We start from the raw sequence: 25,226 nt of genomic DNA on the forward strand, positions 1-25,226 counted from the left end.
TGTGGGAGCTGGCTTGCCGGCGATGGGCTGCGCAGCAGCCCCAATCACTGACTCCGCTCATCTTCCAGCCAACCCACAAACCGCTCGATCAGCGCCCCACGCCGCTTGCGCGGCGGCAACACCACGTAATAGCCCCGCGCCGAGCGCAGGCTCCCCTCCAGCGGCCGGCACAGCAACCCTTGCTCGACCAGCCCATCGACCAGATGCCGCCAGCCGATCGCCACCCCTTGCCCGGCAATTGCCGCCTGAACCATCAGCGTGTAGTTATCGAACCGTAGCTGCCCGGGCGGCGGCGGGCTTTCCACGCCAAAGCCACGAAACACCCCCGCCCAGTCGAACCAGCGGCTGGCCTGCTCGCCGCGCAGATGAAGCAGAGGCAAACGTTGCAAAGCCACGGCTGACAAGGGTTTGCCACGAGTCAGCCGAGGGCTGCAGACCGGGAATACTTCTTCATCGAACAGCCAGCGGCTCTCGCCCTGGTGGAACCGCCCATCCCCAAACAACACCGCCACATCGATGTCCGGCCGCAGCATCCCCTGGCTGCGCTCGCCGGTCACCAGGCTAACGTCCACCTGTGGATAAGCCTCGTGAAACCGCTGCAACCGCGGCATCAGCCAGAACGCTGCGAAGGCAAAGTCGGTGGCCACCTGCAGCACCTCGCGCTGGCTGCGCCCGCTGGCCAGGGCAATGCCGTCATCCATGGCCTGCAGGCCTTGATGAACCTGCTCGAACAATACCTGCCCGGCATCGGTCAGCGCGATGCCGCGGTAGATACGGTCAAACAGACGCGTGTTCAACCGAGCCTCCAGCCGTTTGATCTGCTGGCTTACCGCCGGCTGGGTAGTGCCCAACTCCAGGGCCGCAGCCGTGAAACCACGCAAGCGGGCAGCGGCCTCGAAAACGCGCAGTGCGTCGAGCGACAAGTCGGTCAGGTGATCAAACATAAGCTTAACTAATCCCAGACATTGCCCGCCATGGGCTTTACCCATGTTACTTGCAGTCGCATCTTGATAGGCAAGCTATTCGCATAACCTTCAACGATGGAAGCCAACCATGACGCGCCCGAATATCCTGTTCATCATGGCCGACCAGATGGCCGCGCCGCTCTTGCCGATATATGGCCCTTCACCAATCCAGATGCCCCACCTGAGCCGCCTGGCCGATCAGGCGGTGGTGTTCGATTCGGCCTACTGCAACAGCCCGCTGTGCGCACCCTCGCGCTTTACCCTGGTAAGCGGCCAGTTGCCCAGCCGTATTGGCGCCTACGACAACGCTGCCGACTTCCCGGCCGATATCCCGACCTACGCCCACTACCTGCGCCGGCTCGGCTACCGCACCGCGCTGTCGGGCAAGATGCATTTCTGCGGCCCGGACCAATTGCACGGCTACGAAGAACGCTTGACCAGCGACATCTACCCCGCCGACTACGGCTGGGCAGTTAACTGGGATGCCCCGGACGAGCGCGCAAGCTGGTATCACAACATGTCATCGGTATTGCAGGCCGGCCCTTGCGTGCGTACCAACCAGCTGGATTTCGACGAAGAAGTGGTATTCAAGGCCCGTCAGTACCTTTACGACCATGTCCGCGAGAACGATGGTCGGCCGTTCTGCCTCACCGTGTCCATGACCCACCCCCACGACCCGTACACCATCCCCAAGCGCTACTGGGATCGCTACGAGGGTGTGGATATCCCCATGCCCCGCGCCGAGTTCGGCCAGCACGAGCTCGACCCGCACTCACAGCGCCTGCTCAAGGTGTACGACCTGTGGAACAAGCCCCTGCCTGTGGACAAGATCCGCGATGCACGTCGTGCCTACTTCGGTGCCTGCAGCTACATCGACGACAACATCGGCCAGCTGTTGCAGACCCTGGAGGAGTGCGACCTGGCCGACGACACCTTGGTGGTTTTCTCTGGCGATCACGGCGACATGCTTGGCGAGCGCGGGCTCTGGTACAAGATGCACTGGTTCGAGATGTCGGCGCGGGTGCCGCTGCTGGTCCACGCGCCCAAGCGCTTCGCCCCGGCCCGGGTCAGTGCCTCGGTATCGACCTGCGACCTGCTGCCGACGCTGGTCGAGCTTGCCGGCGGTACTGTGGATAAAAGCTTGCATCTGGATGGGCAATCGCTGCTCGGCCACTTGCAAGGGCAGGGTGGCCACGACCAAGTGATCGGCGAGTACATGGCCGAGGGTACCGTCGGACCATTGATGATGATCCGCCGTGGCTCGTACAAGTTCGTGTACAGCGAAGACGACCCATGTTTACTCTATGACCTGAGCCGCGACCCGCACGAGCGGGAGAACCTCACCGGCAGCCCGGACCATCAGGTGCTGCTGCAGGCATTTGTCGACGAAGCACGCCAGCGCTGGGATATCCCCAGCCTGCGCCAGCAGGTACTGGCCAGCCAGCGGCGCCGCCGCCTGGTGGCCGAAGCGCTGGCCATCGGCAAACTTAAAAGCTGGGACCACCAACCGCTGGTGGATGCCAGCCAACAGTACATGCGCAACCACATCGATCTCGACGACCTCGAGCGCAAGGCACGTTATCCACAGCCCGCACCCCTGGATTGAGAAGAGAAGCCGCCATGCAGAAGTTCTCCACCATCGTGTTCGCCCTGGCCCTGAGCCTGGGCACCGCCACGGCCCACGCCGAAGACGCGCAATGCAGCACCGTAAGGATGGCCGACCCTGGTTGGAGCGATATCGCCACCACCAACGCCATCGCCCGCTTGCTTCTGGAGAGCCTGGGCTATCAGGTGAAGATCGACAGCCTGGCGGTGCCGATCATCTACGGCGGCCTCAAGGACGGTAAGGTCGATGCCTTCCTGGGTAACTGGATGCCGGCGCATCAGGGTTTTCATGACAAGTTCGTTGCCAATGGCGATGTGCAGCAGCTGTCGCGCAACCTTGAAGGCACCGAGTTCACCCTGGCGGTCCCCGATTACGTGTGGGATGCCGGCGTGAAAAGCTTCGCCGACCTGCAACAGCATGCCGATCAATTCGACAAGAAGCTGTACGGAATCGGCTCAGGCGCGCCCGCCAACCTGTCGCTGAAGGAAATCATCGACAAGAATGAATTCGACCTCGGCCAATGGAAGCTGGTCGAGTCGAGCGAACAGGCAATGCTGGCGCAGGTCGACCGCGCCGTGAAGAAGAAGCAGTTCATCACCTTCCTGGGCTGGACCCCGCACCCGATGAACGTAAAACTGAAGATGCATTACCTGACGGGCGGGGAGAAGTGGTTTGGCAGCAAGGGTGAGGTCTATACCCTGACGCGCAAAGGTTATCCACAAGCCTGCCCTAACCCCGCAAAATTGTTGGGTAACCTGACATTCACCCTGGACATGGAAAACAGCATCATGGCGGAGGTTGTGGATAAGAAGATCAGTTTCGATGAAGCGGCCAAGGCGTGGGTCAAGGCGCATCCAGATCTGCTTCAAAAATGGCTTGATGGAGTGACCACCACTTCTGGCGGCGATGCCAAAGAGGCTGTCAACGCCAAACTCTGATTGGTTTATCTGTTAGGTTGCTGGGGCCGCGTTGCGCCCCATTCGCGACGCAAGGCCGCTCCTACACGCAGGGTACGATTTGGCGTAGGAGCGGCCTTGTGTCGCGAAACGAGGGCAAAGCCCTCGCCTGCGCTCTTGAATCAGGAACTGCCCATGCCCCGCTTAAACCACCTGCTGCCCTTCTTGACCTGGCTGCCCCGTCAATCGGGCCGCAGCCTGCGCGAGGACCTGCTGGTCGGCCTGAGCGGTGCCATCCTTGCCCTGCCGCAATCGATCGCCTACGCCCTGATCGCCGGCCTGCCTGCCGAATACGGTCTTTATGCGGCCATCGTGCCGGTACTGGTCGCCTGCCTGTGGGGCTCGTCCTGGTACCTGATTTGCGGGCCGACCGCCGCCATCTCCATCGTCCTATACGCCAGCATCAGCCCCCTGGCGGTGGCCGGTAGTGCCGATTACGTGACCCTCGTGCTGCTGCTGACCTTCCTCGCCGGCATCTTCCAGTTGCTGCTCGGGCTGCTGCGCTTCGGCGCACTGGTCAACTTCGTTTCCCATTCGGTGGTGCTTGGCTTCACCCTGGGCGCCGCCATCGTCATTGCCCTCGGCCAGTTACCCAACCTGCTGGGTATGGATTTGCCGAGCCAGGCCACGGCGTTTAAAACAGTACAAGACCTGGCAAGCCATGCTGGTGAGGTCGACTTGCCGTCCCTGATCCTGGGCTTGGGCACCGTCCTTGTCGGTGTGGCCTTCAAACTTTGGCGGCCACGCTGGCCGAGCCTGTTGATAAGCCTCATCGTAATCAGCCTGGTGGCCTGGTCGCTGCCTGGTTTCTTTGGCCATGTACCGCGGGTGCCAGCGTTCACCGGCCAGCTCCCCCCACTCAGCCCACTGCCGCTACTGGATGTGGAGCTGATGCTGCGCCTGCTGCCCAGTGCCGTAGCGGTGGGCATGCTGGGCCTGGTAACCAGCCTGTCGATTGCCCGTTCGCTGTCGGCACGCTCCGAACAGCTGATCGACGCCGACCAGGAAATCCGCGCCCAAGGTATGTCGAACATCGTCGGTTCATTCTTTTCAGGCTACCTGTCTTCTGGCTCCTTCACCCGCTCTGGGCTCAGCTACGACGCTGGCGCCCGTTCGCCCATGGCCGGGGTGTTCTCGGCGCTTTGGGTGGCGCTGTTCGCCGTCACCGGTGCAGGGTTGATTGCACACCTGCCGATACCGGCCATGGCCGGCAGTATCCTGCTGATCTGCTGGGGCCTGGTGGACCACCGGGGCATCCGTGCGCTGTTCAGGGTCAGCCGGTCGGAGTTCCTGGTTATGGCCCTGACCGCTGCAGCAACCTTGCTGCTGGAGCTGCAGACAGCGATTTATGCCGGTGTGCTGGCTTCGCTGTTCTTCTACCTCAAGCGCACTTCACGGCCACGCGTACAGCAGAGCCGCGAAGGGCAGGCCGACGTGCTGCGGGTGGGCGGGTCGATCTTCTTCGGTGCGGCGCACTACCTGCAGGTGCGCCTGCAGCGTTGCCAGGGCCCGCATGTGGTGATCGATGCACGCCAGGTGAATTTCATCGATTACTCGGGTGTGGACATGTTGCACCGCGAGGCACGGCGGTTGCGCCGGGCCGGAGGGAGCCTGACCTTGCTTCGGGCAAGACCGCAGGTGGTCGAGGAATTGCAGAAGCTGGAAGGGGTGGAGCTTTGCCCCATCCAATTTGCGGAGTGATCGTCGGGGCTGCTTGCCAAGGCCTGAGGCCGGCGCTGTACCTGTAGGGGCTGGCTTGCCGGCGATGGGCCGCAAAGCGGCCCCATAAATCTCAGCCCCGAGCGAGCTGCCGGCGTAACTCAGCCAGCACCGGCGCCGTTTCCGGACGTACCCCACGCCAGATGAAGAACGCCTCCGCCGCCTGCTCTGCCAACATGCCCAGCCCATCCAGCACCTTGGCCGCCCCCAGCTTGCTGGCCCACTGGCAGAATGGCGTCGGCTCCTTGCCATACATCATGTCGTAGCACACGGTGCGCCCGGCCTCGACCAGGCTGTCGGCAATCGGCGGCAGCTCGCCGGACAGGCTCGCCGACGTGGCGTTGATGATCACGTCCACCGGCTCGTGCAGCCAGGCGAAACCGCTGGCCATCACCGGCCCCATCTCATCGAACTCGCGTGCCAGCTGCTCGGCCTTTTCCAGTGTGCGGTTGGCAATTACCAAGGACTGAGGGTCATGCGCCAGGATCGGCTCCAGCACGCCGCGCACTGCGCCCCCGGCGCCAAGGATCAGAATACGTTTGCCAGTCAGTTCAACCCCGGCATTCACTGTAAGGTCGCGCACAAGGCCCGCGCCATCGGTGTTATCGCCCCGCAGCGAGCCATCGGCCAGCTTGCTCAAGGTGTTCACCGCCCCGGCCCGTTGGGCGCGCGGGGTGAGGCTGTCACACAGGCGGTAGGCCTCTTCCTTGAATGGCACGGTCACGTTGGCGCCACTGCCTTGCTTGAAAAAGCCCCGGGCGCAGTCGCTGAACTCGTCAAGCGGCGCCAGCAGGGTGGCGTACTCCAGGTCCTGGCCGGTCTGTTCGGCGAACAGGCGGTGAATCAACGGCGACTTGCTGTGGCCGATTGGGTTACCAAATACGACGTACTGGTCCATGAGGGCTCCTCGGTTATCCACAAGCTTACTGTGCAAGCCAATCGCGGTCTTGCAGGAAGTACTCGGTCAGGCGCGCTTCTTCGCTGCCAGGTACGGCCTTCCAGTCGTAGCCCCAGCGCACTAGCGGCGGCAGCGACATCAGGATCGACTCGGTACGGCCACCGGACTGCAGGCCGAAGAGGGTGCCACGGTCATACACCAGGTTGAACTCCACATAGCGCCCGCGGCGGTACTCCTGGAACTCGCGCTGCTCAGCGGTATAGGGCGTGTCCTTGCGGCGCTGGACGATCGGCAGGTAGGCGTCGACGTAGGCATCGCCGATGGCGCGGATGAAGGCGAAGCAGGTATCGAAGCCCCACTCGTTCAAGTCATCGAAGAACAGCCCGCCGATACCGCGCGGCTCGCCACGGTGCTTGATGTGGAAGTAACGGTCGCACCAGGCCTTGTAGCGCGGGTACACGTCGGCGCCGAACGGCGCGCAGGCCTGCTCGGCCACACGGTGCCAGTGGATGCAGTCTTCCTCGTTGCCGTAGTAGGGGGTCAGGTCGAAGCCGCCGCCAAACCACCACACAGCCTCTTCACCTTCTTTTTCGGCGATGAAGAAACGCACGTTGGCGTGGGAAGTCGGCACGTGCGGGTTATGCGGGTGGATCACCAGCGACACGCCCAAGGCCTCGAAGCCACGGCCTGCCAGCTCGGGGCGGTGGGCGCTGGCCGACGGAGGCAGGCCGCTACCGAACACGTGGGAGAAGTTGACGCCGCCTTTCTCGATCAGCTTGCCGTCGCCGATCACCCGCGTGCGGCCCCCGCCACCGGCTTCGCGCACCCAGGCATCCTCGACGAAGCGGGCGCCCCCGTCCTCGGTTTCGAGGGCAGAGCAGATGCGGTCTTGCAGGTCGAGCAGGTAGGCTTTCACGGCCTCGGTGCGGCTAGTCATCGGGTCACCAGGAACGGGCAGGGAAGAATTCGCCGCGTAGCATACCACCGGCAGCTGGCGCGCCGCAGTTGACGGCGATCAAGCAAAGGCGTCCGATAGAAGGCCTTTCCCGATCCCGACAACAGGAGTGCGAGATGGCCAAGCGTATCCAGTTCAGCCAGCATGGCGGCCCGGAAGTATTGCAGCTGGTGGAGTTCGACCCGGCACCGCCCGGGGCGCAGCAGGTTCGAGTGCGTAACCATGCGATCGGCTTGAACTTCATCGACACCTATTTCCGCAGCGGGCTGTATGCCCCGCCTGCGCTGCCTTCAGGCCTGGGCACCGAGGGTGCCGGGGTAGTCGAGGCGGTAGGTGAGGGCGTCACCCGCCTGAAAGTGGGCGACCGCGTGGCCTATGGCGGCGGCCCGCTGGGCGCCTACAGCGAGGTGCACACCTTGCCGGAGGCCAACCTGGTCAAGCTGCCCGCCAACATCAGCTTCGAGCAGGCGGCGGCGGTGATGCTCAAGGGCCTGACCGTGCAGTACCTGCTCAAGCAGACCTACGCCGTGCAGCCGGGCGATGTGATCCTGTTCCACGCCGCCGCCGGGGGCGTCGGCTCGCTCGCGTGCCAATGGGCCAAGGCGCTGGGGGCCAAGCTGATCGGTACCGTCAGTTCGGCCGAGAAAGCAGAGCGGGCCAAGGCACTGGGCGCCTGGGAGACCATCGACTACAGCCACGAGGATGTGGCCAAGCGGGTGCTGGAGCTGACCGATGGCAAAAAGTGCCCGGTGGTGTATGACGGCGTGGGTGCCGACACCTGGCTGACCTCGCTGGACTGCCTGCAACCGCGCGGCTTGATGGTGAGCTTTGGCAATGCGTCGGGCGCCGTGAGCGGGGTGAACCTGGGGATCCTGGCGCAGAAAGGGTCGCTGTATGTCACACGGCCGACCTTGGCCAGTTATGCCAACAATGCCGAGAACACCCAGGCCATGGCAGATGACCTGTTTGCGGTGATCGCAAGTGGCAAGGTGGTTGTGGATATCCAGCAGCGGTATCCGTTGAGCGAGGCGGCCAAGGCGCAGAGCGAACTGTCGGCGCGGCGGACGGTGGGTTCGACTGTTTTGTTGCCTTGAGTGCCTGGCTTGGCGCTTTTAGAGCCTTTGAGATAGAGCGCCGTGTGGACGGCGCTCGTTCTACGCAACAATGCAAAAACCAAGGCGAGCACCTGCAAGCCTCACAGCTACCTCTGCTGCGCAGGCGCTGACTCGATACCTTCAAGCATCGCCTCTACCAACCCCTCCGCCATCTCGATCGCATGCAGGTTCGACCAGTACATGCCGCGGCCTTCTTCGCGCAGGTAATCGAGGGTCTTGTAGCCAGTCTCGTAGGCACAGCGCAGGTAGAGCGCTACGTGGACCAAGGCGTCGGCGGCGGAAATGTTGGGGTTTACGCTGAACAGCGCTGAATGGCCGGCGTCGCAGCGGCCGAAGGGGCGGGTGGAAGTGCAGGGAAGTGGTGGATCTGGGACGAGTTTCTTGACCATGGAAAATGCTCCTCAATGCCGCTACCAATCACTACCACGTGAATTGGGTGGCGACTGTCCGCGAGGTGGTAGACCCGGGCATTTTCCAATCCAGGCAGGCTCGAAAGCCTCCCGCGTACAGCCGCCATAGACTGTCATGGAAATGATGCATCCGGGCTACCACACCCGATCGCCAAGTTGTTCGGCGACGGTCTGAAGCCTAGAGACAGGACTTCCCACTGAGAAGGTGATGGTATTCGATGCGGGTTGTAGGAGTTTTCCCAAACTGATGTGCTGGCAGCATTCAGGGCCGCTTTGCGGCCCATTCGCCGGCAAGCCGGCTTACACGCAACCCCTGTGGGAGCCGGCTTGCCGGCGATTCGAGGGCGCAGCCCTCGCCAGCGTCAACCCGGGCGAACGATCTCGCCCGTGGCCAGGTTACGAATCACACTCGGATTCTTCCGCCCACCCAGCGCCCCACCCAGCACCATGTCCAGGTCACCATGGAAATACTGCTCCACTCGCAACCGGCTCTTCGCCGCCGGGCGCCCGCCCGGGTTGCAAGAAGTGGAAATCAACGGCCCGACCAGCGCGCACAACTCGCGCACCTGCGGGTGATCACTGACCCGCAGTGCCACCGTGTCATGCTGCCCCGTCACCCACTCCGGCAACAGGTCCTGGTGCGGCACCAGCCAGGTATTGGGCCCAGGCCAGGTGCTGCCCATGCGGTCGATCCAGTCCTCTGGAAAATCCTCGAACAGGAAGTCGAACTGGCGGATGTTGTCGGCGACCAGGATCAGCCCTTTATCCACAGGCCGCGACTTGAGCGCCAGCAAGCGATACACCGCGTCCTCGTTCCATGGGTCGCAGCCCAGGCCCCAGACCGCTTCAGTCGGGTAGGCGATCACCGCACCAGCCCGAATCTCACGCGCGGCTTGTTGCACACGCCAACTGCTCACCATTTGTGTCTCTCCGCATTTAAGCCATGCGCGCAGTTTACTTAGCCAGCGCGGGCAAACCAACGCCCGGCTTCATTGGTCACCCGGCCCTCGAGCTCCAGCTCGGTCAATTGCGCCAGTACTTGCGCCAAGGGCAGCTCGCTACAAGCAGCCAGTGCCTCGCTGGTCTGCGGTGCAGCATGCAGCAAGGCAAGCAATGGATGGGACGGTTTATCCACAACTGCCGGCGGCAGGTTCTGCCAACCCTGCAAGCTTTCCAGTATCTGCCCCACGCTTTCAACCAGCAGTGCGCCGTCGCGAATCAACTGGTGGCAGCCTTTGGCACCGGGGTGGTGGATCGAGCCGGGAACGGCGTAAACCTCACGGCCTTGCTCGGCGGCCAGGCGGGCAGTGATCAAAGAACCGCTGGCCAGGCTCGCCTCAACCACCAGCACGCCAAGTGACAGGCCACTGATGATGCGATTGCGTCGCGGAAAGTTACCCGGCAGCGGCCCGGCATCGAGCGGGTACTCGGAAACCAGCGCGCTACCGCTGTCGATCATCGCTTTGGCCAGGTCACGGTGGCGCTGTGGATAAAGTTTTTGCAGCCCGGTGCCTAACACACCGATCGTGCCTCCCCCGGCCTGCAATGCGGCCCGATGAGCGGCACCGTCGATGCCCAAAGCAAGCCCACTGGTGATGGTGAAGCCAGCCTGCGAGAGGTAACGGGAAAATGCCTTGGCGGTGTCGAGCGCCGGGGGTGAAGCACGCCTGCTGCCCACTATTGCCAGCTGTGGCCGTTCGAGCAAAGCCGGGTCGCCTGCGACGAAAAGCAGCGGCGGGGCATCATCGATTTCGCCCAGCAGCGCGGGGTAGCCAGGGCTGTCCCACATCAGCAAATGCTGGCCCGGATGCTCTATCCAGGCCATTGCAGCCAGCGCCCCGTCGCGTACTTCGGCACTGCGCCGGGCGTCGATGGTGGCCTGCGCAATGCCCAGCGCACGCCAGGCACCCGCCGGTGCACTGAGCGCTGAAGACGCACTGCCAAAGGCTTGCAGCAAGGTGTGAAAACGACGCAATCCCGTCTCGGGCAGGCGGTGTAGACGTAACCGCGCTTCCAGTTCGGCAGGCGGGCAAAGCGACGAATGGTGGAACGGCATAGAGATCATCCTTGATCGAAACAGGGCCATTTACGTGGCACAACCTGTGGATAAGTTTGTGGGTAACACTTTGAAAAGCTGTCCATTAAATGGACGCTATCAAGCCCATAAACACCCTAGACGAGCTTGCCAGGTGCCGAAATCGTCGATTCCCTTTATTATGTATGCTCAGTTTTCAACCGAACGCACAGTGATTGCCTGACCCTATGGCCATTTTGAACATTCTCGAATTCCCAGACCCGCGCCTGCGCACCATCGCCAAACCGGTGACGGAGTTCGACGACGCCCTGCGCCAGCTGATCGACGACATGTTTGAAACCATGTACGAAGCGCCTGGCATCGGCCTGGCTGCCACCCAGGTCAACGTCCACAAACAGATTGTGGTCATGGACCTGAGCGAAGACCGCAGCGAGCCGCGGGTCTTCATCAACCCGTCGGTCGAAGAGCTGACCCACGACATGGGCCAGTACCAGGAAGGCTGCCTGTCGGTGCCGGGCTTCTACGAGAACGTCGACCGTCCGCTGCGTGTGCGCGTCAAGGCGCAGGACCGTGACGGCAAGCCTTTCGAGCTCGAAGCCGAAGGCCTTCTGGCGGTATGCGTGCAGCACGAGTTCGATCACCTCAACGGCAAGCTGTTCGTCGACTACCTGTCGCAGCTCAAGCGCGACCGGATCAAGAAGAAGCTGGAAAAGCAGCACCGCCAGCAAGCCTGATCCCACCTTCCAGAAGGCTTGCTCCGGCAAGCCTTTTTCTTTTTTGAAGCGAGAACTCCATGCGCATCGTCTTTGCAGGCACTCCAGAGTTTGCCGCCGAACACCTCAAGGCCCTGCTCGACAGCCCCTACGAGATCGTGGCCGTCTACACCCAGCCCGACCGCCCGGCCGGCCGTGGCCAGAAGCTGATGCCAAGCGCGGTCAAAGCACTGGCGGTGGCCCATGACATCCCGGTGTTCCAGCCGCCAACCCTGCGCAATGAAGATGCCCAGGCGGAACTCGCCGCGCTCAAGCCGGACCTGATGGTAGTGGTCGCCTATGGCCTGATCTTGCCCCAGGTGGTGCTGGACATCCCACGCCTGGGCTGCATCAACAGCCACGCCTCCCTGCTGCCACGCTGGCGCGGCGCGGCGCCGATCCAGCGCGCCGTGGAAGCCGGCGACGCCGAGAGCGGCGTGACCGTGATGCGCATGGAAGCAGGCCTGGACACTGGCCCGATGCTGCTCAAGGTCGTCACGCCAATCAGTGCCGAAGACACCGGCGGCAGCCTGCACGATCGCCTCGCCGCAATGGGCCCGCCAGCCGTGGTGCAAGCCATCGCCGGCCTGGCCGACGGCAGCCTGCAAGGCGAGGTGCAGGACGACGCCCTGGCCACGTATGCGCACAAGCTGAACAAAGACGAGGCACGCATCGACTGGAGCCGCCCGGCCGTGGAGCTTGAGCGCTTGATCCGCGCCTTCAACCCTTGGCCGGTGTGCCACAGCACTCTGGATGGCGAAAGCGTGAAGGTGCTGGCCGCCAGATTGTCCACAGGTGAAGGCGCCCCTGGCGAGATCCTGTCAGCCAGCAAAGACGGCCTCGTGGTCGCCTGCGGTGACCAGGCCTTGAGCCTTACCCGCCTGCAATTGCCTGGCGGCAAGGCCCTGGCCTTCAGCGACCTGTTCAATAGCCGCCGCGAGAAGTTCGCCACCGGCAAGGTGCTTGGCCAATGAACCCACGCCTCGCCGCCGCCCGTGCCTTGGCCGCTGTGCTCAGTGGCAAGGCCTCGCTGAACAGCTCGCTGCCGGCGCAACTGGACAAGGTCGAGGACCGCGACCGCGGCCTGACCCAGGACCTGGCGTTCGGTACCGCCCGCTGGCAGCCACGCCTGGACCTGCTCGCAGCCCAGTTGCTGCAGAAGCCGTTCAAGGCCGCTGATGCCGATGTGCAGGCACTGCTGCTGGTAGGCCTGTACCAGTTGTTCTACACGCGCATCCCGGCCCACGCCGCCATCGGCGAGACGGTCGGTTGCGCCGACAAACTGAAAAAACCGTGGGCCAAGGGCCTGCTCAACGCCGTGCTGCGCCGCGCCCAACGTGAAGGCGAGGCACTGCTCGCCGGCATGGAACGCGACCCGGTTGTGCGCACCGCCCACCCACGCTGGCTGCAGAAAGCGCTCAAGGCTTTCTGGCCCGAGCAGTGGGAAGCCATTTGCGCGGCCAACAACGCTCACCCGCCGATGATCCTGCGGGTCAACCGCCGCCACCACAGCCGCGATGGCTACCTTGCCCTGCTGACCGAAACCGGCGTTGGCGCCAGCGCCTGCCAGTTCAGCCGCGACGGCATTGTGCTGACTGAGGCCTGCGACGTGCGCAGCCTGCCGGGCTTTGCCGAGGGCTGGGTGAGCGTTCAGGACGAAGCCGCGCAGCTGTCGGCCGACCTGCTTGAACTGGCCCCCGGCCAGCGCGTGCTCGATGCCTGCTGCGCTCCAGGCGGCAAGACGTGCCACCTGCTCGAGGCAGAAGCGGGCCTTGCGCACCTGGTGGCCATCGACCTGGAAGCCAAGCGCCTGAACCGGGTGCGCGAGAACCTCGACCGCCTGCAGCTGGACGCCGAACTGATCGCCTGCGACGCCCGTGACACCGCCAGCTGGTGGGACGGCAAGCCGTTCCAGCGCATCCTGCTCGACGCGCCGTGCTCGGCTACCGGCGTCATTCGCCGCCACCCGGACATCAAGCTGACCCGCCAGGCTGACGACATTCCGGCGCTGGCCGCGCTGCAGGGCGAGTTGCTCGATGCCCTGTGGCCGACCCTGGAAGTCGGCGGCATGCTGCTGTACGCCACTTGCTCCAGCCTGCCGACCGAGAATACCGAAGTGATCGAGGCCTTCCTTGCCCGCACGCCGGGCGCCCGTGAGCTGGACCTGGCCACCGAAGCTGGTATCCGCCAGTCCCATGGCCGCCAGCTGCTGGCCCAGGAAGGCGGCCATGACGGTTTCTACTATGCCAAGCTGATCAAGATCGCCGCCTCGCGCGGTTAAGAAAAAAGTTAGGGAGTAGCGGATGAAGATCATCATCCTTGGCGCAGGCCAGGTGGGCGGTACGCTGGCAGAGCATCTGGCCAGCGAAGCCAACGACATCACTGTGGTCGATACCGACGGCGACCGCCTGCGTGACCTGGGCGACCGCCTGGATATCCGTACCGTGCAAGGCCGCGGCTCGCTGCCGACGGTCCTGCGCCAGGCCGGTGCCGATGACGCTGACATGCTGGTGGCGGTAACCAACAGCGACGAAACCAACATGGTCGCCTGCCAGGTCGCCTATTCGCTGTTCCACACGCCCACCAAGATTGCCCGGGTGCGTGAATCGGCCTACCTCACCCGCGAGGAGCTGTTCGACAACGACCACATCCCGGTGGACGTGCTGATCAGCCCCGAACAGGTGGTGACCAACTACATCAAGCGGCTCATAGAACACCCAGGTTCGCTGCAGGTGATCGACTTTGCCGAGGGCAAGGCGCAACTGGTGGCAGTCAAGGCCTATTACGGCGGCCCATTGGTGGGCCAGCAGCTGCGCCAGATCCGCGCGCACATGCCCAACGTCGATACCCGCGTGGCCGCGATCTTCCGCCGTGACCGGCCGATCACCCCACGGGGCGACACCGTGATCGAGGCCGATGACGAGGTGTTCTTCATCGCCGCGAAGAAAGACATCCGCGCCGTGATGGGCGAGCTACGCCGCATCGACGAGACCAACAAGCGTGTGGTCATCGCCGGGGGCGGGCAGATCGGCGAACGCCTGGCCGAGGCCATCGAAAGCCGCTACCAGGTGAAGATCATCGAGATGAGCGCGGCCCGTTGCCGGCACCTCTCCGACACCCTGGAAAGCACCGTGGTGCTGCAGGGCAGCGCCTCGGACAAGGACCTGATGCTCGAAGAGAACATTGCCGATGCCGACATCTTCCTGGCCCTGACCAATGATGACGAGGCGAACATCATGTCGTCACTGCTGGCCAAGCGCCTGGGCGCGGGCAAGGTAATGACGATCATCAACAACCCGGCCTACGTAGACCTCGTGCAAGGCGGCGAAATCGATATCGCCATCAGCCCCCAGCTGGCAACCATCGGTACCTTGCTGGCGCATGTGCGCCGTGGCGATATCGTCAGCGTGCACTCCCTGCGCCGCGGTGCGGCAGAGGCCATCGAGGCGGTGGCCCATGGCGACTCGAAATCGAGCAAGGTGATCGGCAAGGCCATCGAAGATATCGCCCTGCCGCCGGGCACCACCATTGGCGCGATCATCCGCGACGAGCAGGTGCTGATCGCCCACGACGACACAGTGATCGAGTCGGGTGACCACGTGATCCTGTTCGTTGTGGATAAAAAACACATTCGCGACGTGGAGAAGCTGTTCCACGTCGGCTTGAGTTTCTTCTAGGGGAGGCGGGCATGCGCGAATCGCTGGAGAAAATGCTGGCCAAGGGTGTGGATAACCCGCTGCTGCGGTTCGGCCTGGGCAAGGCCTGGCTGGACGAGGGCAACGGCGCCGAAGCGGCAGTGCACCTGGCCAGTTGCGTGGCACAGGACCCCAAGTATTCGGCAGCGTGGAAGCTGCTCGGCAAGGCGTATCAACTGCAGGGCGACCTGACGGCGGCGCGCAAGGCCTGGGAAGACGGGATCGTGGCGGCGCAGGCCCATGGGGACAAGCAGGCCGAGAAAGAGATGGCGGTGTTTCTCAAGAAGCTGAATAAAGCCTGAAATGCCGGGGCTGCTTTGCAGCCCATCGCCGGCAAGCCAGCTCCCACAAGTACAGTGCAGGCCTCAAGAACTGCGCGTTCCCTGTGGGAGCCGGCTTGCCGGCGATAGGGCCGGTAAATCCGATGCAAGACTCAAAGGAAAGCCCCGCAAAGGTAATCCTGGCTAGAAAGTTCGCACGAGCGGCATTCGCCCTGATGAAAAATCAGGACGAATAGGTCACCAAATGCGCGAAAATGGCTTGCTGATAACCATAGAATCTCCCACTGGGTTTGCGCTGAGCTTGAGAGCAGCGGGGTAGCTGTGGGGAAAGGGGCGCAAGGCGCCCCAAAATCTCAGTACCAGCGCGCCTCGCCAGGCGGGCGCTTCTTGAAGCGCTTCATGCTCCACATGTACTGGCTCGGGTATTCGCGCACATAACGCTCGACCACCTTGCTCATGGCCGCCGCCGACACGTTCACATCCGTGCTGTACATTTCTTCTGGCGCAGCTTCGAGAAACACCTTGAAGCCCGAGCCATCCGGCAAGCGCAGGGCATGCAGGAACACCCCCACCGCCTTGCCACCGGCCAGCATGTTCGGCACGAACTTGCTGGTCAGCGCCTGGGTGCCCAGGAACGGCACGAATACACCAGCCGATTCCGCCGGCTCCGGGTCGGCGGGAATCCCCACCTGCCCACCGCGGCGCACTTCCTTGATCACGCTGAGGATGCCTTCCTTGGTCGAAGGCGCCACACGGTTGCCCATCTGCACCCGCTGCTCACGCAGCAGGTCATCCACGGCCTTGAGCTTCGGCGGGCGGTAGAAGATGATCGGTTTGCACTGGTTGCAGTAGAAGTGGTTGAGCACTTCCCAATTACCCAGGTGGCTGGTGATGCCGACCACACCCTTGCCTGAGGCCAGGGCCTGCTCCAGCACTTCCAGGCCGTGCACTTCCTTGACCAGCTCAAGCGAACGCTGTGGCGGCCAGATCCAGGCACAGGCACTTTCGACAAAGGATTTGCCAATGTCTCTCAGCGCACGGCCGACCAGCTGCTCGCGCTCGACCGGGTCCATCTCAGGAAAGCACTTGGCAAGGTTGATGCGCACGACATTGCGCGAACCGTTGGGGACTTTCCACATCAGCCAGCCGATCCCGGCACCGACGCGCTGCACCGCGCCCCAGGGCAGCTTGGCAAACAGACGCAGCACCCCGACCATCAGGGCGCCCTTGAACTTTTCCACAGGCCAATTCCTTATTTCAGCAAGGCGCGCATTGTAACCCCTCAGCGCAGCAAGGCGGCGTAACGATCACAATCGGTGGTGTGGTCCATGACCATGCCGGTAGCCTGCATGAAGGCGTAGCAGATGGTCGGGCCGACGAATGTAAAGCCGGCTTTCTGCAACGCCTTGCTCATCGCCTTGGCCTCGTCGGTGACCGCCGGCACTTGGCTTCGGGCACTGAAATGGTTGATCTTCGGCTCGCCGCCGACGAACGACCAGAGCCACTCGGCCGGGTTATCCACAGCCAGCCAGGCCTGGGCATTGCGCCGGACAGCCTTGAGCTTGAGGCGGTTGCGGATGATGCCGGCATCGAGCATCAGCTCTTCGATGCGCTCATCGCTCATCTGCGAAAGCTTCACCGGGTCGAAGCCATCCAGCACCTCGCGATAGCGCTCGCGTTTACGCAAGACGGTGATCCATGACAGGCCGGCCTGGAACCCTTCGAGCAAAAGCATCTCGAACAGCAACGCCGGATCACGCTGCGGTGTTCCCCATTCCTGGTCGTGATAGGCCTGGTACAACGGATCGTCGGTACACCAAAAGCAGCGTGGCATAAGGCTCCAATGAGTAGAGGGCGAGGCGAATCAGGTTATACTCCCGCTCTTTACATCCGCATCCCCAGATACAGGTGAATTTCGTGAGCCAGCCTACGCCAGCCGTGCGTACCTTCCAAGACCTGATCCTCGCCCTGCAGAACTACTGGGCAGCTCAAGGTTGTGTGGTGCTTCAGCCCTACGATATGGAAGTAGGCGCCGGCACTTTCCATACCGCTACATTCCTGCGCGCCGTCGGCCCAGAAACCTGGAACGCCGCCTACGTGCAGCCCAGCCGTCGCCCTGCCGACGGGCGGTATGGCGAAAACCCCAACCGCCTGCAGCACTACTACCAGTTCCAGGTGGTGCTCAAGCCCAACCCGGCCAACTTCCAGGAGCTGTACCTCGGCTCGCTGAAAGCCATCGGCCTGGATCCGCTGGTCCACGATATCCGTTTCGTCGAAGACAACTGGGAATCGCCGACCCTGGGCGCCTGGGGCCTGGGCTGGGAAATCTGGCTCAACGGCATGGAAGTGACCCAGTTCACTTACTTCCAGCAAGTAGGCGGCATCGAGTGCTACCCGGTCACCGGTGAAATCACCTACGGCCTGGAGCGCCTGGCCATGTACATCCAGGGTGTCGACTCGGTGTACGACCTGGTCTGGGCCGACGGCCCGTTCGGCAAGGTCACCTACGGCGACGTGTTCCACCAGAACGAGGTGGAGCAGTCGACCTACAACTTCGAGCACGCCAACGTCGAGAAACTGTTCGAGCTGTTCGACTTCTACGAAAGCGAAGCCAACCGCCTGATCAAGCTGGACCTGCCGCTGCCGACCTATGAAATGGTGCTCAAGGCCTCGCACACCTTCAACCTGCTCGACGCCCGTCGCGCCATCTCGGTGACCGAGCGCCAGCGTTACATCCTGCGCGTACGTACCCTGGCCCGGGACGTGGCGCAAAGCTATCTGCAAGCCCGTGCACGCCTGGGCTTCCCGATGGCTACCCCTGAACTGCGTGACGAAGTGTTGGCGAAGCTGGAGGCTGCACAATGAGTGCTCAAGATTTCCTGGTAGAACTGGGCACCGAAGAGCTGCCACCCAAAGCCCTGGCCACCCTTGGTGACGCCTTCCTGGCCGGCATCGAAAAAGGCCTGCTGGCCGCCGGCCTGAACTACACCGGCAAACAGGTGTACGCCGCGCCGCGTCGCCTGGCCGTGCTGATTCGCCAGCTGGATGTACAGCAGCCTGACCGCAGCATCAATATCGACGGCCCGCCCCTGCAGGCTGCCTTCAAGGACGGCGAGCCGACCCAGGCTGCCTTGGGCTTTGCCAAGAAGTGCGGGGTAGAGCTGTCGGAAATCGACCAGAGCGGCGCCAAGCTGCGCTTCTCCCAGCATATCCCGGGCAAGGCCACCGCCAGCCTGCTGCCGACCATCGTCGAAGATTCGCTCAACGACCTGCCGATCCCCAAGCGCATGCGCTGGGCCGCCAGCCGTGAAGAGTTCGTACGCCCGACCCAGTGGCTGGTGATGCTGCTGGGCGATCAGGTCGTCGACTGCACCATCCTGTCGCAGCAGGCCGGCCGTGAATCCCGTGGGCACCGCTTCCACCATCCGCAGAACGTGGTCATCACCACCCCGGCCAACTACGTCGAAGACCTGCGCAAAGCCTACGTGCTGGCCGACTTCGCCGAACGCCGCGAGCTGATTGCCAAGCGCACCACCGAACTGGCCATGCAGCAGGAAGGCACTGCCATCGTACCGCCAGCGCTGCTGGATGAGGTGACTGCGCTGGTCGAGTGGCCGGTACCGCTGGTGTGCTCGTTCGAGGAGCGTTTCCTCGAGGTGCCGCAGGAAGCCTTGATCACCACCATGCAGGACAACCAGAAGTACTTCTGCCTGCTGGACAGCGAAGGCAAGCTGCTGCCGCGCTTCATCACCGTGGCCAACGTCGAAAGCCGTGACCCCAAGCAGATCGTCTCGGGTAACGAGAAGGTCGTGCGCCCGCGCCTGACCGACGCCGAGTTCTTCTTCAAGCAGGACAAGAAGCAGCCGCTCGAAACCTTCAACGAACGCCTGAAGAACGTAGTCTTCCAGGCGCAGTTGGGCACCGTCTACGACAAGGCCGAGCGCGTATCCCGGCTTGCCGCGTACATTGCCCCGCTGATCGGCGGCGACGCCCAGCGCGCCGGCCGTGCCGGGCTGCTGTCCAAGTGCGACCTGGCCACCGAAATGGTCGGCGAATTCCCAGAGATGCAGGGCGTTGCCGGTTACTACTACGCGCTCAACGACGGCGAACCGCAAGACGTGGCCCTGGCGCTGAACGAGCAGTACATGCCGCGCGGTGCTGGCGCCGAGCTGCCACAGACCCTGACCGGTGCTGCGGTAGCCATCGCCGACAAGCTCGACACCCTGGTCGGTATCTTCGGCATCGGCATGCTGCCCACCGGCAGCAAAGACCCATATGCCTTGCGCCGCGCCGCCCTGGGCGTGCTGCGTATCCTGATCGAGAAGCAACTGGACCTGGACCTGACCCCTGCGGTGGAGTTCGCGGTCAAGCAGTTCGGCGCCAAGGTCAAGGCCGCAGGCCTGGCCGAGCAGGTGCTGGAGTTCATCTTCGACCGCCTGCGTGCACGTTATGAAGACGAAGGCATCGACGTTGCCACCTACCTGTCGGTACGTGCCCTGAAGCCGGGTTCGGCCCTGGACTTCGACCAGCGTGTGCAGGCCGTGCAGGCCTTCCGCAAGCTGCCGGAAGCCGAGGCGCTGGCCGCAGTGAACAAGCGTGTGTCGAACCTGCTGAGCAAAGCTGAAGGCGCCATTGCCGAACAGGTCGAGCCGAAGTACTTCGACAACGCCAACGAGTTCTCGCTGTATTCGGCCATCCAGCAGGCCGACCAGGCTGTGCAACCGATGGCTGCCGCACGTCAGTACAGCGAATCGCTGGCCCGCCTGGCGGCCCTGCGTGACCCGGTCGACGCCTTCTTCGAGGCGGTGATGGTCAACGCCGAGGATGCCAAGGTTCGCGCCAACCGTTATGCCCTGCTCAGCCGCCTGCGCGGCCTGTTCTTGGGCGTTGCTGACATTTCGCTGCTGGGGTAAGCCTTGAAACTGCTGATTCTCGATCGTGACGGGGTGATCAACCAGGACTCCGACGCCTACATCAAGTCGCTGGAGGAGTGGATCCCGATCCCCGGCTCGATCGAGGCCATCGCGCAGTTGAGCAAAGCGGGCTGGACGGTGGCCGTGGCCACCAACCAGTCCGGCATTGCCCGTGGCTACTATTCACTGGCAACCCTCGAAGCCATGCATGCGCGTCTGCGCACGCTGGTGGCAGGGCACGGCGGCGAAGTCGGCCACATCGTGTATTGCCCGCATGGGCCGGACGAGGGTTGTGACTGCCGCAAGCCCAAGCCTGGCATGCTGCGGGCAATCGCCGACCATTATCAGGCCGACCTGCGCGGCGTATGGTTTGTCGGCGACAGTAAAGGTGACCTGGAGGCCGCCCTGGCCGTCGGTGCACAACCGGTGCTGGTGAAAACCGGCAAAGGCGAGCGGACGCTTGAAAAGGGTGTCGCGCAAACCACACTGATTTTCGACGATCTGGCAGCTATCGCCAGAGAACTAATCTAAACAATGCGCCCAAGGGCGCATTTTTATCAGGCGGGCAAGCCCGCAACGGTACATGCCACTATGTCGATCCTGCGGGCGATCAGAATCTTTCTTTTTTACCTGCTGCTGGGCACCAGTTCCCTGCTGTGGTGCTCGCTGAGCTTTTTTATCGCGCCATTTTTGCCGTTTCACAAGCGCTACCGCTTCATCAACGTCTACTGGTGCCGTTTTGCCGTGCTGCTGGCGCGGGTGATTCTGGGTATCCACTACAAGGTCACCGGTGCCGAGAACGTGCCCAAAGAGCCCTGTGTGATTCTGTCCAACCACCAGAGCACCTGGGAGACGTTCTTCCTGTCAGCCTATTTCTCGCCATTGAGCCAGGTGCTCAAGCGTGAACTGCTGTACGTGCCGTTCTTTGGCTGGGCCATGGCCATGCTGCGGCCGATCGCGATCAACCGCGACAACCCCAAGGAAGCCTTGCGCCAGGTGGCGAGCAAGGGTGACGAATTGCTCAAGCAGAAGGTCTGGGTGCTGATCTTCCCGGAAGGTACTCGGGTACCCTTTGGCACCGTGGGCAAGTTTTCCCGTGGCGGTACCGCGCTGGCGGTAAATGCCGGGCTGCCCGTGCTGCCGATCGCGCATAACGCCGGCAAGTACTGGCCCAAGTCAGGGTGGGGCAAGCGCTCTGGCACCATCGAGGTGGTCATCGGGGAGCCGATGTATGCCAATGGTACCGGCCCGCGTGCCATTGCAGAGTTGAATGACCGTGCCGCGGCGTGGAACGAAGCGACTCAGCGCCGCTTGGGCTCGTTGCCACCGGTAGATGAAAAACCACACGAGCAGATTGCCTGACGATCTGTGGATAACGTGTTAGCAATTTTTGGATGAAATGCCTCGTTTGATAGCTAAGTCTATGAATTGCCTATTTATTTTTGTGTATGACATTTTTCTGAAAAGCGTGCATAAGTTTTTTTGAGGCATAAGAAAACCGGCTTTTACAGCCGGTTTTTTTATGGCTTCACGACATCATCAGACCTTGTCGATATCCACATCCTTGGTTTCTTTCAGGCAGAAGATTCCCACCACCAGGCTGATCCCGGTTACCAGCACCGGGTACCACAAGCCGTAGAAGATATCCCCGGTGTACACCACCAGCGCGAACGAAACCGTGGGCAGGAAACCGCCAAACCAGCCATTGCCAATGTGGTAGGGCAGCGACATCGAGGTGTAGCGGATACGCGTCGGAAACAGCTCCACCATCACCGCCGCCAGCGGGCCATAAGTCATGGTTGCGATCAGGATCATTGCAACGATCAGCACCACCACCATCACCTGGTTGACCTGCGACGGGTCCGCCTTGGCCGGGTAGCCCGCCTGCTCGATGGCTGTGCGCATGGCTGTTTCGTCAAACCCGTTGATGGTCTTGTCGCCAATGTTCACCACCACTTGGCTGCCCGCCACATTCACCGAGCTGTACGGCAGGCCCTGTTTGACCAGGAAGGTCTTGACCTTGTCGCACGGGCTGTCGAAACGCGCCTTGCCGACCGGGTCGAACTGGAAGGTACAACCTTGCGGGTCAGCGGTGACCACGATCGGCGCCTGACGGCTCGCTGCGTCGATCTGCGGGTTGGCGTAGTGACTGAGGGCCTTGAACAGCGGGAAGTACAACACCGTGGCCAGCAGCAGGCCGAGCATCAGGATAGGCTTGCGGCCGATGCGGTCGGACAGCCAGCCGAAGAACACGAAGAACGGCGCACCGATCACCACGCTGATGATCAGCAAGGTATTGGCCTGGGCCGGATCCATCTTGAGCATCTGGGTCATGAAGAACAGCACGTAGAACTGCGCCGTGTAGAACGTCACGGCCTGGCCGGCGTTGATACTGAACAGTGCGGTAAGCACCACCTTGAGGTTTGGCCAGGAGGTGAACGACTCGCGGATTGGCGATTTGCTGATCTTGCCCTGGGCCTTCATTTTCACGAAGGCCGGCGACTCATGCATGCTCATGCGGATCCAGGTGGAAATGCCCAGCAGCACGATCGACAGCAGGAACGGCAAGCGCCAGCCCCAGGTTTCGAACTCATCGCCGGTGATGTAGCGGCTGCCCAGCACCACCAGCAACGACAGCAGCAGCCCGAGGGTAGCAGTGGACTGGATGAAGCCCGTGTGGAAGCCGCGCTTGCCGGGCGGTGCGTGTTCGGCCACATACGTCGCCGCGCCACCATACTCGCCCCCCAGTGCCAGCCCCTGCAGCATGCGAAGTACCACCAGGATGATCGGCGCGGCAATGCCGATGCTTGCATAGGTGGGCAGCAAACCAACGGCGAAGGTGGACAAGCCCATCAGCACGATGGTGATCAGGAAGGTGTATTTTCGCCCGATCATGTCACCCAGCCGGCCGAACACCAGCGCGCCGAAGGGCCGTACCAGGAAGCCGGCGGCGAATGCCATCAGGGCGAAGATGAAAGCGGTGGTGTCGTTGACGCCAGCAAAGAACTGCTTGCTGATCACTGCCGCCAGCGCACCGTAGAGAAAAAAGTCATACCACTCGAAAACCGTCCCGAGGGATGACGCGAAAATGATCTTGCGTTCTTCACGACGGCTTGGGCTGCTCGCCGTCGCCCCCTGCTCTTGGATGTAATCCGACATCGTTGCTGTCCTCGGCCCGCAGGCCACAGTGATTATTCTTGTTGTTCCACTGTCGGCAGCTTCTGACCGCAAGCCGCCGGTACTGCACGCACCCGGGTCAGGGCGTCGGTAACGCGTCTTCGTTCAGGTAGGTCTGGGTAGCAGCTCCCTTGAGAATGAGTTGGGCCGCCTTCTCGGCGATCATCAGGGTGGGTGAACAGGTATTGCCGGAGGTGATCTGCGGCATGATTGAAGCATCCGCCACGCGCAGGCCGGGGATGCCGCGTACACGCAGCTGGTTATCCACAACGTCCAGCGGGCCGCTGCCCATACGGCAGGTCCCGACCGGATGGAAGATGGTGGTGCCGATCTTGCCTGCCGCTTCGAACAGGTCTTCCTCGGTCTGCAGGGCAGGGCCTGGCAGGTATTCCTGCGGATCGAAAGCGGCGAGGGCAGGGGCCTGGACGATGCGGCGTGTGATACGGATGGCGTCGGCGGCAACGCGCAGGTCTTCAGGGTCACTGAGGTAGTTGGGGTCTATCAGTGGCGCGCTGTTCATGTCCGAGCTACGGATGTCGATGCGCCCACGGCTAGCCGGGCGCAGGTTGCACACCGAAGCGGTGAAGGCGGGGAAGCGGTGCAGCGGCTCGCCGAAGCGTTCCAGCGACAGGGGTTGTACGTGGTATTGCAGGTTGGCGGTGGCCTGCTCCGGGCTGGACCGCACGAACGCCCCGAGTTGGCTCGGCGCCATGGCCAGCGGGCCGCTGCGGTCGTAGAGATAACGCAGGCCCATACCCATCTTGCCCCACAGGCTGTTGGCCATCTGGTTGAGCGTTCTGGTGTTGCGGATCTGGTAGATCAGGCGCAATTGCAGGTGGTCTTGCAGATTGCCACCGACACCGGGCATATCGTGCCGTACGCCGATGCCGAGCGTTTCCAGCAACGTGCGCGGGCCAATGCCGGAGCGCTGCAGGATGCCGGGCGAACCCACCGCCCCTGCACACAGGATGATCTCGCGGCGCACAGCGAACTCGTGCCAGGCGCCTTGCCAAAATGCTCTCACTGCGCGGGCGCGGGTGTTGTTCAGCAGCACTTGGTCAACCTGCACGCCGGTCAGCACGGTGAGGTTGGAACGGTTATGTACAGGTCGTAAAAAAGCCTTGGATGCGTTCCAGCGCACACCGCTGCGCTGGTTGACCTGAAAATATCCACAGCCTTGGTTGTCGCCGGTATTGAAGTCATCGACCTTGGCGATGCCGCTCTGTTCGGCGGCATCTCGGAAGGCATCGAGGATCGGCCAACTGTAGCGCTGGCGTTCCACCCGCCATTCGCCAGTGGCGCCATGGTGATCACTGTTGCCTGCAAAGTGATTTTCGCTGGCCTTGAACAGCGGCAGCACGTCCTTCCAGGCCCAACCGTCATTGCCCTGTTCGGCCCAATGGTCATAGTCCGCAGCCTGGCCACGCATGTAGATCATGCCGTTGATCGATGAGCAGCCCCCCAGCACCTTGCCCCGGGGATAACCCAGGCTACGACCACCCAGGCCGCTTTGCGCTTCGGTCTTGAAGCACCAGTCAGTGCGGGGGTTGCCGATGCAGTAAAGGTAACCGACGGGGATGTGAATCCAGGGGTAATTGTCGCGGCCCCCGGCTTCCAGCAGCAACACGCGGCGGGACGGGTCGGCGGACAATCGATTGGCCAGCAGGCAACCGGCAGGACCGGCACCCACGATAACGTAGTCGAAGACAGAATCGGCTGATGGCATGTGCAACCTCGCGCCTGATTTTT

The 25,226-nt window shown here is 62.7% G+C and carries 23 protein-coding genes; 13 read left to right on the top strand and 10 right to left on the bottom strand.

The features are described from left to right. Positions 1-44: 44 nt before the first annotated feature. Entirely contained in the window at positions 45-944 is a 900-nt protein-coding gene (locus tag ACMGGN_RS21980; RefSeq protein ID WP_414156296.1) for a choline sulfate utilization transcriptional regulator, read from the bottom strand. A gap of 109 nt (positions 945-1,053) precedes the next feature. Between ACMGGN_RS21980 and betC the strand changes: the two genes are divergently transcribed. The 3 genes from betC to ACMGGN_RS21995 all read left to right on the top strand — a co-directional run bounded on the left by betC (position 1,054) and on the right by ACMGGN_RS21995 (position 5,228). Then, entirely contained in the window at positions 1,054-2,571 is a 1,518-nt protein-coding gene (gene betC / locus ACMGGN_RS21985) for a choline-sulfatase (protein ID WP_414156297.1), read from the top strand. A gap of 14 nt (positions 2,572-2,585) precedes the next feature. After that, positions 2,586-3,509, top strand: a complete 924-nt coding sequence (gene choX, locus ACMGGN_RS21990) for a choline ABC transporter substrate-binding protein (RefSeq protein WP_115273218.1) — start codon at positions 2,586-2,588, stop codon at positions 3,507-3,509. Positions 3,510-3,662: 153 nt separating this feature from the next. Further along, the gene (locus ACMGGN_RS21995; RefSeq protein ID WP_119688012.1) at positions 3,663-5,228 is read left to right on the top strand and encodes a SulP family inorganic anion transporter; all 1,566 of its coding nucleotides are present in this window, start codon (positions 3,663-3,665) and stop codon (positions 5,226-5,228) included. A gap of 91 nt (positions 5,229-5,319) precedes the next feature. Here ACMGGN_RS21995 and aroE read toward each other — a convergent pair whose 3' ends face one another. Continuing rightward, positions 5,320-6,144, bottom strand: coding sequence for a shikimate dehydrogenase (gene aroE, locus ACMGGN_RS22000; protein WP_046786807.1), 825 nt, complete (start codon positions 6,142-6,144; stop codon positions 5,320-5,322). Between the two features lie 25 nt (positions 6,145-6,169). Continuing rightward, positions 6,170-7,081, bottom strand: a complete 912-nt coding sequence (gene hemF, locus ACMGGN_RS22005; RefSeq protein ID WP_414156298.1) for an oxygen-dependent coproporphyrinogen oxidase — start codon at positions 7,079-7,081, stop codon at positions 6,170-6,172. Between the two features lie 134 nt (positions 7,082-7,215). Between hemF and ACMGGN_RS22010 the strand changes: the two genes are divergently transcribed. Next, positions 7,216-8,193, top strand: a complete 978-nt coding sequence (locus ACMGGN_RS22010) for an NADPH:quinone reductase (RefSeq protein ID WP_115273216.1) — start codon at positions 7,216-7,218, stop codon at positions 8,191-8,193. A gap of 107 nt (positions 8,194-8,300) precedes the next feature. Here the strand turns inward: ACMGGN_RS22010 and ACMGGN_RS22015 are convergent, their stop codons facing one another. From ACMGGN_RS22015 to dprA, 3 genes are all read right to left on the bottom strand, one after another. Then, entirely contained in the window at positions 8,301-8,603 is a 303-nt protein-coding gene (locus ACMGGN_RS22015) for a hypothetical protein (protein ID WP_046786804.1), read from the bottom strand. 383 nt (positions 8,604-8,986) lie between these two features. After that, a complete protein-coding gene (locus tag ACMGGN_RS22020; RefSeq protein WP_012312041.1) occupies positions 8,987-9,544 on the bottom strand; it encodes an L-threonylcarbamoyladenylate synthase in 558 nt (185 codons plus the stop codon). A gap of 38 nt (positions 9,545-9,582) precedes the next feature. Next, positions 9,583-10,680, bottom strand: coding sequence for a DNA-processing protein DprA (gene dprA / locus ACMGGN_RS22025; protein ID WP_012312040.1), 1,098 nt, complete (start codon positions 10,678-10,680; stop codon positions 9,583-9,585). Between the two features lie 206 nt (positions 10,681-10,886). On the opposite strand from dprA, the gene def reads away from it, so the two are divergent. The 5 genes from def to ACMGGN_RS22050 are packed head-to-tail and all read left to right on the top strand — an operon-like array spanning position 10,887 to position 15,408. Next, a complete protein-coding gene (def, locus tag ACMGGN_RS22030) occupies positions 10,887-11,393 on the top strand; it encodes a peptide deformylase (protein WP_012312039.1) in 507 nt (168 codons plus the stop codon). A 59-nt stretch (positions 11,394-11,452) separates the two neighbouring features. Then, entirely contained in the window at positions 11,453-12,385 is a 933-nt protein-coding gene (gene fmt, locus ACMGGN_RS22035) for a methionyl-tRNA formyltransferase (protein ID WP_039603240.1), read from the top strand. Beyond that, positions 12,382-13,692 carry a 16S rRNA (cytosine(967)-C(5))-methyltransferase RsmB gene (gene rsmB, locus ACMGGN_RS22040; protein ID WP_414156299.1) on the top strand — a complete coding sequence of 437 codons (1,311 nt, stop codon included), beginning with the start codon at positions 12,382-12,384 and terminating at the stop codon, positions 13,690-13,692. The genes fmt and rsmB overlap by 4 nt, the downstream gene beginning before the upstream one ends. A gap of 22 nt (positions 13,693-13,714) precedes the next feature. Then, positions 13,715-15,088, top strand: a complete 1,374-nt coding sequence (gene trkA, locus ACMGGN_RS22045; protein WP_012312036.1) for a Trk system potassium transporter TrkA — start codon at positions 13,715-13,717, stop codon at positions 15,086-15,088. 11 nt (positions 15,089-15,099) lie between these two features. After that, positions 15,100-15,408 carry a tetratricopeptide repeat protein gene (locus ACMGGN_RS22050; RefSeq protein WP_046786802.1) on the top strand — a complete coding sequence of 103 codons (309 nt, stop codon included), beginning with the start codon at positions 15,100-15,102 and terminating at the stop codon, positions 15,406-15,408. A 332-nt stretch (positions 15,409-15,740) separates the two neighbouring features. On the opposite strand, the gene ACMGGN_RS22055 is transcribed toward ACMGGN_RS22050, so the two are convergent. Further along, entirely contained in the window at positions 15,741-16,628 is an 888-nt protein-coding gene (locus ACMGGN_RS22055) for a lysophospholipid acyltransferase (protein ID WP_012312034.1), read from the bottom strand. A gap of 41 nt (positions 16,629-16,669) precedes the next feature. Beyond that, complete coding sequence (locus ACMGGN_RS22060; RefSeq protein ID WP_115273214.1) at positions 16,670-17,221, bottom strand: DNA-3-methyladenine glycosylase I; 552 nt, start codon at positions 17,219-17,221, stop codon at positions 16,670-16,672. Between the two features lie 83 nt (positions 17,222-17,304). On the opposite strand from ACMGGN_RS22060, the gene glyQ reads away from it, so the two are divergent. From glyQ to ACMGGN_RS22080, 4 genes are read left to right on the top strand one after another with little or no spacing between them, the layout of a single operon-like run. Continuing rightward, a complete protein-coding gene (gene glyQ / locus ACMGGN_RS22065; RefSeq protein ID WP_012312032.1) occupies positions 17,305-18,252 on the top strand; it encodes a glycine--tRNA ligase subunit alpha in 948 nt (315 codons plus the stop codon). Beyond that, positions 18,249-20,300 (top strand): glycine--tRNA ligase subunit beta, encoded by a 2,052-nt coding sequence (glyS, locus tag ACMGGN_RS22070; protein WP_414156300.1) that lies wholly within the window; start codon positions 18,249-18,251, stop codon positions 20,298-20,300. The genes glyQ and glyS overlap by 4 nt, the downstream gene beginning before the upstream one ends. Before the next feature lie 3 nt (positions 20,301-20,303). Then, a complete protein-coding gene (gene gmhB, locus ACMGGN_RS22075; RefSeq protein WP_046786800.1) occupies positions 20,304-20,831 on the top strand; it encodes a D-glycero-beta-D-manno-heptose 1,7-bisphosphate 7-phosphatase in 528 nt (175 codons plus the stop codon). A gap of 60 nt (positions 20,832-20,891) precedes the next feature. Then, entirely contained in the window at positions 20,892-21,662 is a 771-nt protein-coding gene (locus tag ACMGGN_RS22080; RefSeq protein WP_046786799.1) for a lysophospholipid acyltransferase family protein, read from the top strand. Positions 21,663-21,839: 177 nt separating this feature from the next. Here ACMGGN_RS22080 and ACMGGN_RS22085 read toward each other — a convergent pair whose 3' ends face one another. Next, positions 21,840-23,459, bottom strand: coding sequence for an MFS transporter (locus tag ACMGGN_RS22085; RefSeq protein WP_046786798.1), 1,620 nt, complete (start codon positions 23,457-23,459; stop codon positions 21,840-21,842). Positions 23,460-23,556: 97 nt separating this feature from the next. After that, positions 23,557-25,203 carry a GMC family oxidoreductase gene (locus ACMGGN_RS22090; RefSeq protein ID WP_414156301.1) on the bottom strand — a complete coding sequence of 549 codons (1,647 nt, stop codon included), beginning with the start codon at positions 25,201-25,203 and terminating at the stop codon, positions 23,557-23,559. Positions 25,204-25,226 lie beyond the last annotated feature (23 nt).

This window comes from Pseudomonas sp. BNK-30 (assembly GCF_047456185.1).
Classification (GTDB): domain Bacteria; phylum Pseudomonadota; class Gammaproteobacteria; order Pseudomonadales; family Pseudomonadaceae; genus Aquipseudomonas; species Aquipseudomonas putida_E.

Excerpts from the sequence above, each read along its gene's own strand:
- ACMGGN_RS21980 (WP_414156296.1), bottom strand. The coding sequence starts at position 944 with ATGTTTGATCACCTGACCGACTTGTCGCTCGACGCACTGCGCGTTTTC.
- betC (WP_414156297.1), top strand. The coding sequence starts at position 1,054 with ATGACGCGCCCGAATATCCTGTTCATCATGGCCGACCAGATGGCCGCG.
- choX (WP_115273218.1), top strand. The coding sequence starts at position 2,586 with ATGCAGAAGTTCTCCACCATCGTGTTCGCCCTGGCCCTGAGCCTGGGC.
- ACMGGN_RS21995 (WP_119688012.1), top strand. The coding sequence starts at position 3,663 with ATGCCCCGCTTAAACCACCTGCTGCCCTTCTTGACCTGGCTGCCCCGT.
- aroE (WP_046786807.1), bottom strand. The coding sequence starts at position 6,144 with ATGGACCAGTACGTCGTATTTGGTAACCCAATCGGCCACAGCAAGTCG.
- hemF (WP_414156298.1), bottom strand. The coding sequence starts at position 7,081 with ATGACTAGCCGCACCGAGGCCGTGAAAGCCTACCTGCTCGACCTGCAA.
- ACMGGN_RS22010 (WP_115273216.1), top strand. The coding sequence starts at position 7,216 with ATGGCCAAGCGTATCCAGTTCAGCCAGCATGGCGGCCCGGAAGTATTG.
- ACMGGN_RS22015 (WP_046786804.1), bottom strand. The coding sequence starts at position 8,603 with ATGGTCAAGAAACTCGTCCCAGATCCACCACTTCCCTGCACTTCCACC.
- ACMGGN_RS22020 (WP_012312041.1), bottom strand. The coding sequence starts at position 9,544 with ATGGTGAGCAGTTGGCGTGTGCAACAAGCCGCGCGTGAGATTCGGGCT.
- dprA (WP_012312040.1), bottom strand. The coding sequence starts at position 10,680 with ATGCCGTTCCACCATTCGTCGCTTTGCCCGCCTGCCGAACTGGAAGCG.
- def (WP_012312039.1), top strand. The coding sequence starts at position 10,887 with ATGGCCATTTTGAACATTCTCGAATTCCCAGACCCGCGCCTGCGCACC.
- fmt (WP_039603240.1), top strand. The coding sequence starts at position 11,453 with ATGCGCATCGTCTTTGCAGGCACTCCAGAGTTTGCCGCCGAACACCTC.
- rsmB (WP_414156299.1), top strand. The coding sequence starts at position 12,382 with ATGAACCCACGCCTCGCCGCCGCCCGTGCCTTGGCCGCTGTGCTCAGT.
- trkA (WP_012312036.1), top strand. The coding sequence starts at position 13,715 with ATGAAGATCATCATCCTTGGCGCAGGCCAGGTGGGCGGTACGCTGGCA.
- ACMGGN_RS22050 (WP_046786802.1), top strand. The coding sequence starts at position 15,100 with ATGCGCGAATCGCTGGAGAAAATGCTGGCCAAGGGTGTGGATAACCCG.
- ACMGGN_RS22060 (WP_115273214.1), bottom strand. The coding sequence starts at position 17,221 with ATGCCACGCTGCTTTTGGTGTACCGACGATCCGTTGTACCAGGCCTAT.
- glyS (WP_414156300.1), top strand. The coding sequence starts at position 18,249 with ATGAGTGCTCAAGATTTCCTGGTAGAACTGGGCACCGAAGAGCTGCCA.
- ACMGGN_RS22080 (WP_046786799.1), top strand. The coding sequence starts at position 20,892 with ATGTCGATCCTGCGGGCGATCAGAATCTTTCTTTTTTACCTGCTGCTG.
- ACMGGN_RS22085 (WP_046786798.1), bottom strand. The coding sequence starts at position 23,459 with ATGTCGGATTACATCCAAGAGCAGGGGGCGACGGCGAGCAGCCCAAGC.
- ACMGGN_RS22090 (WP_414156301.1), bottom strand. The coding sequence starts at position 25,203 with ATGCCATCAGCCGATTCTGTCTTCGACTACGTTATCGTGGGTGCCGGT.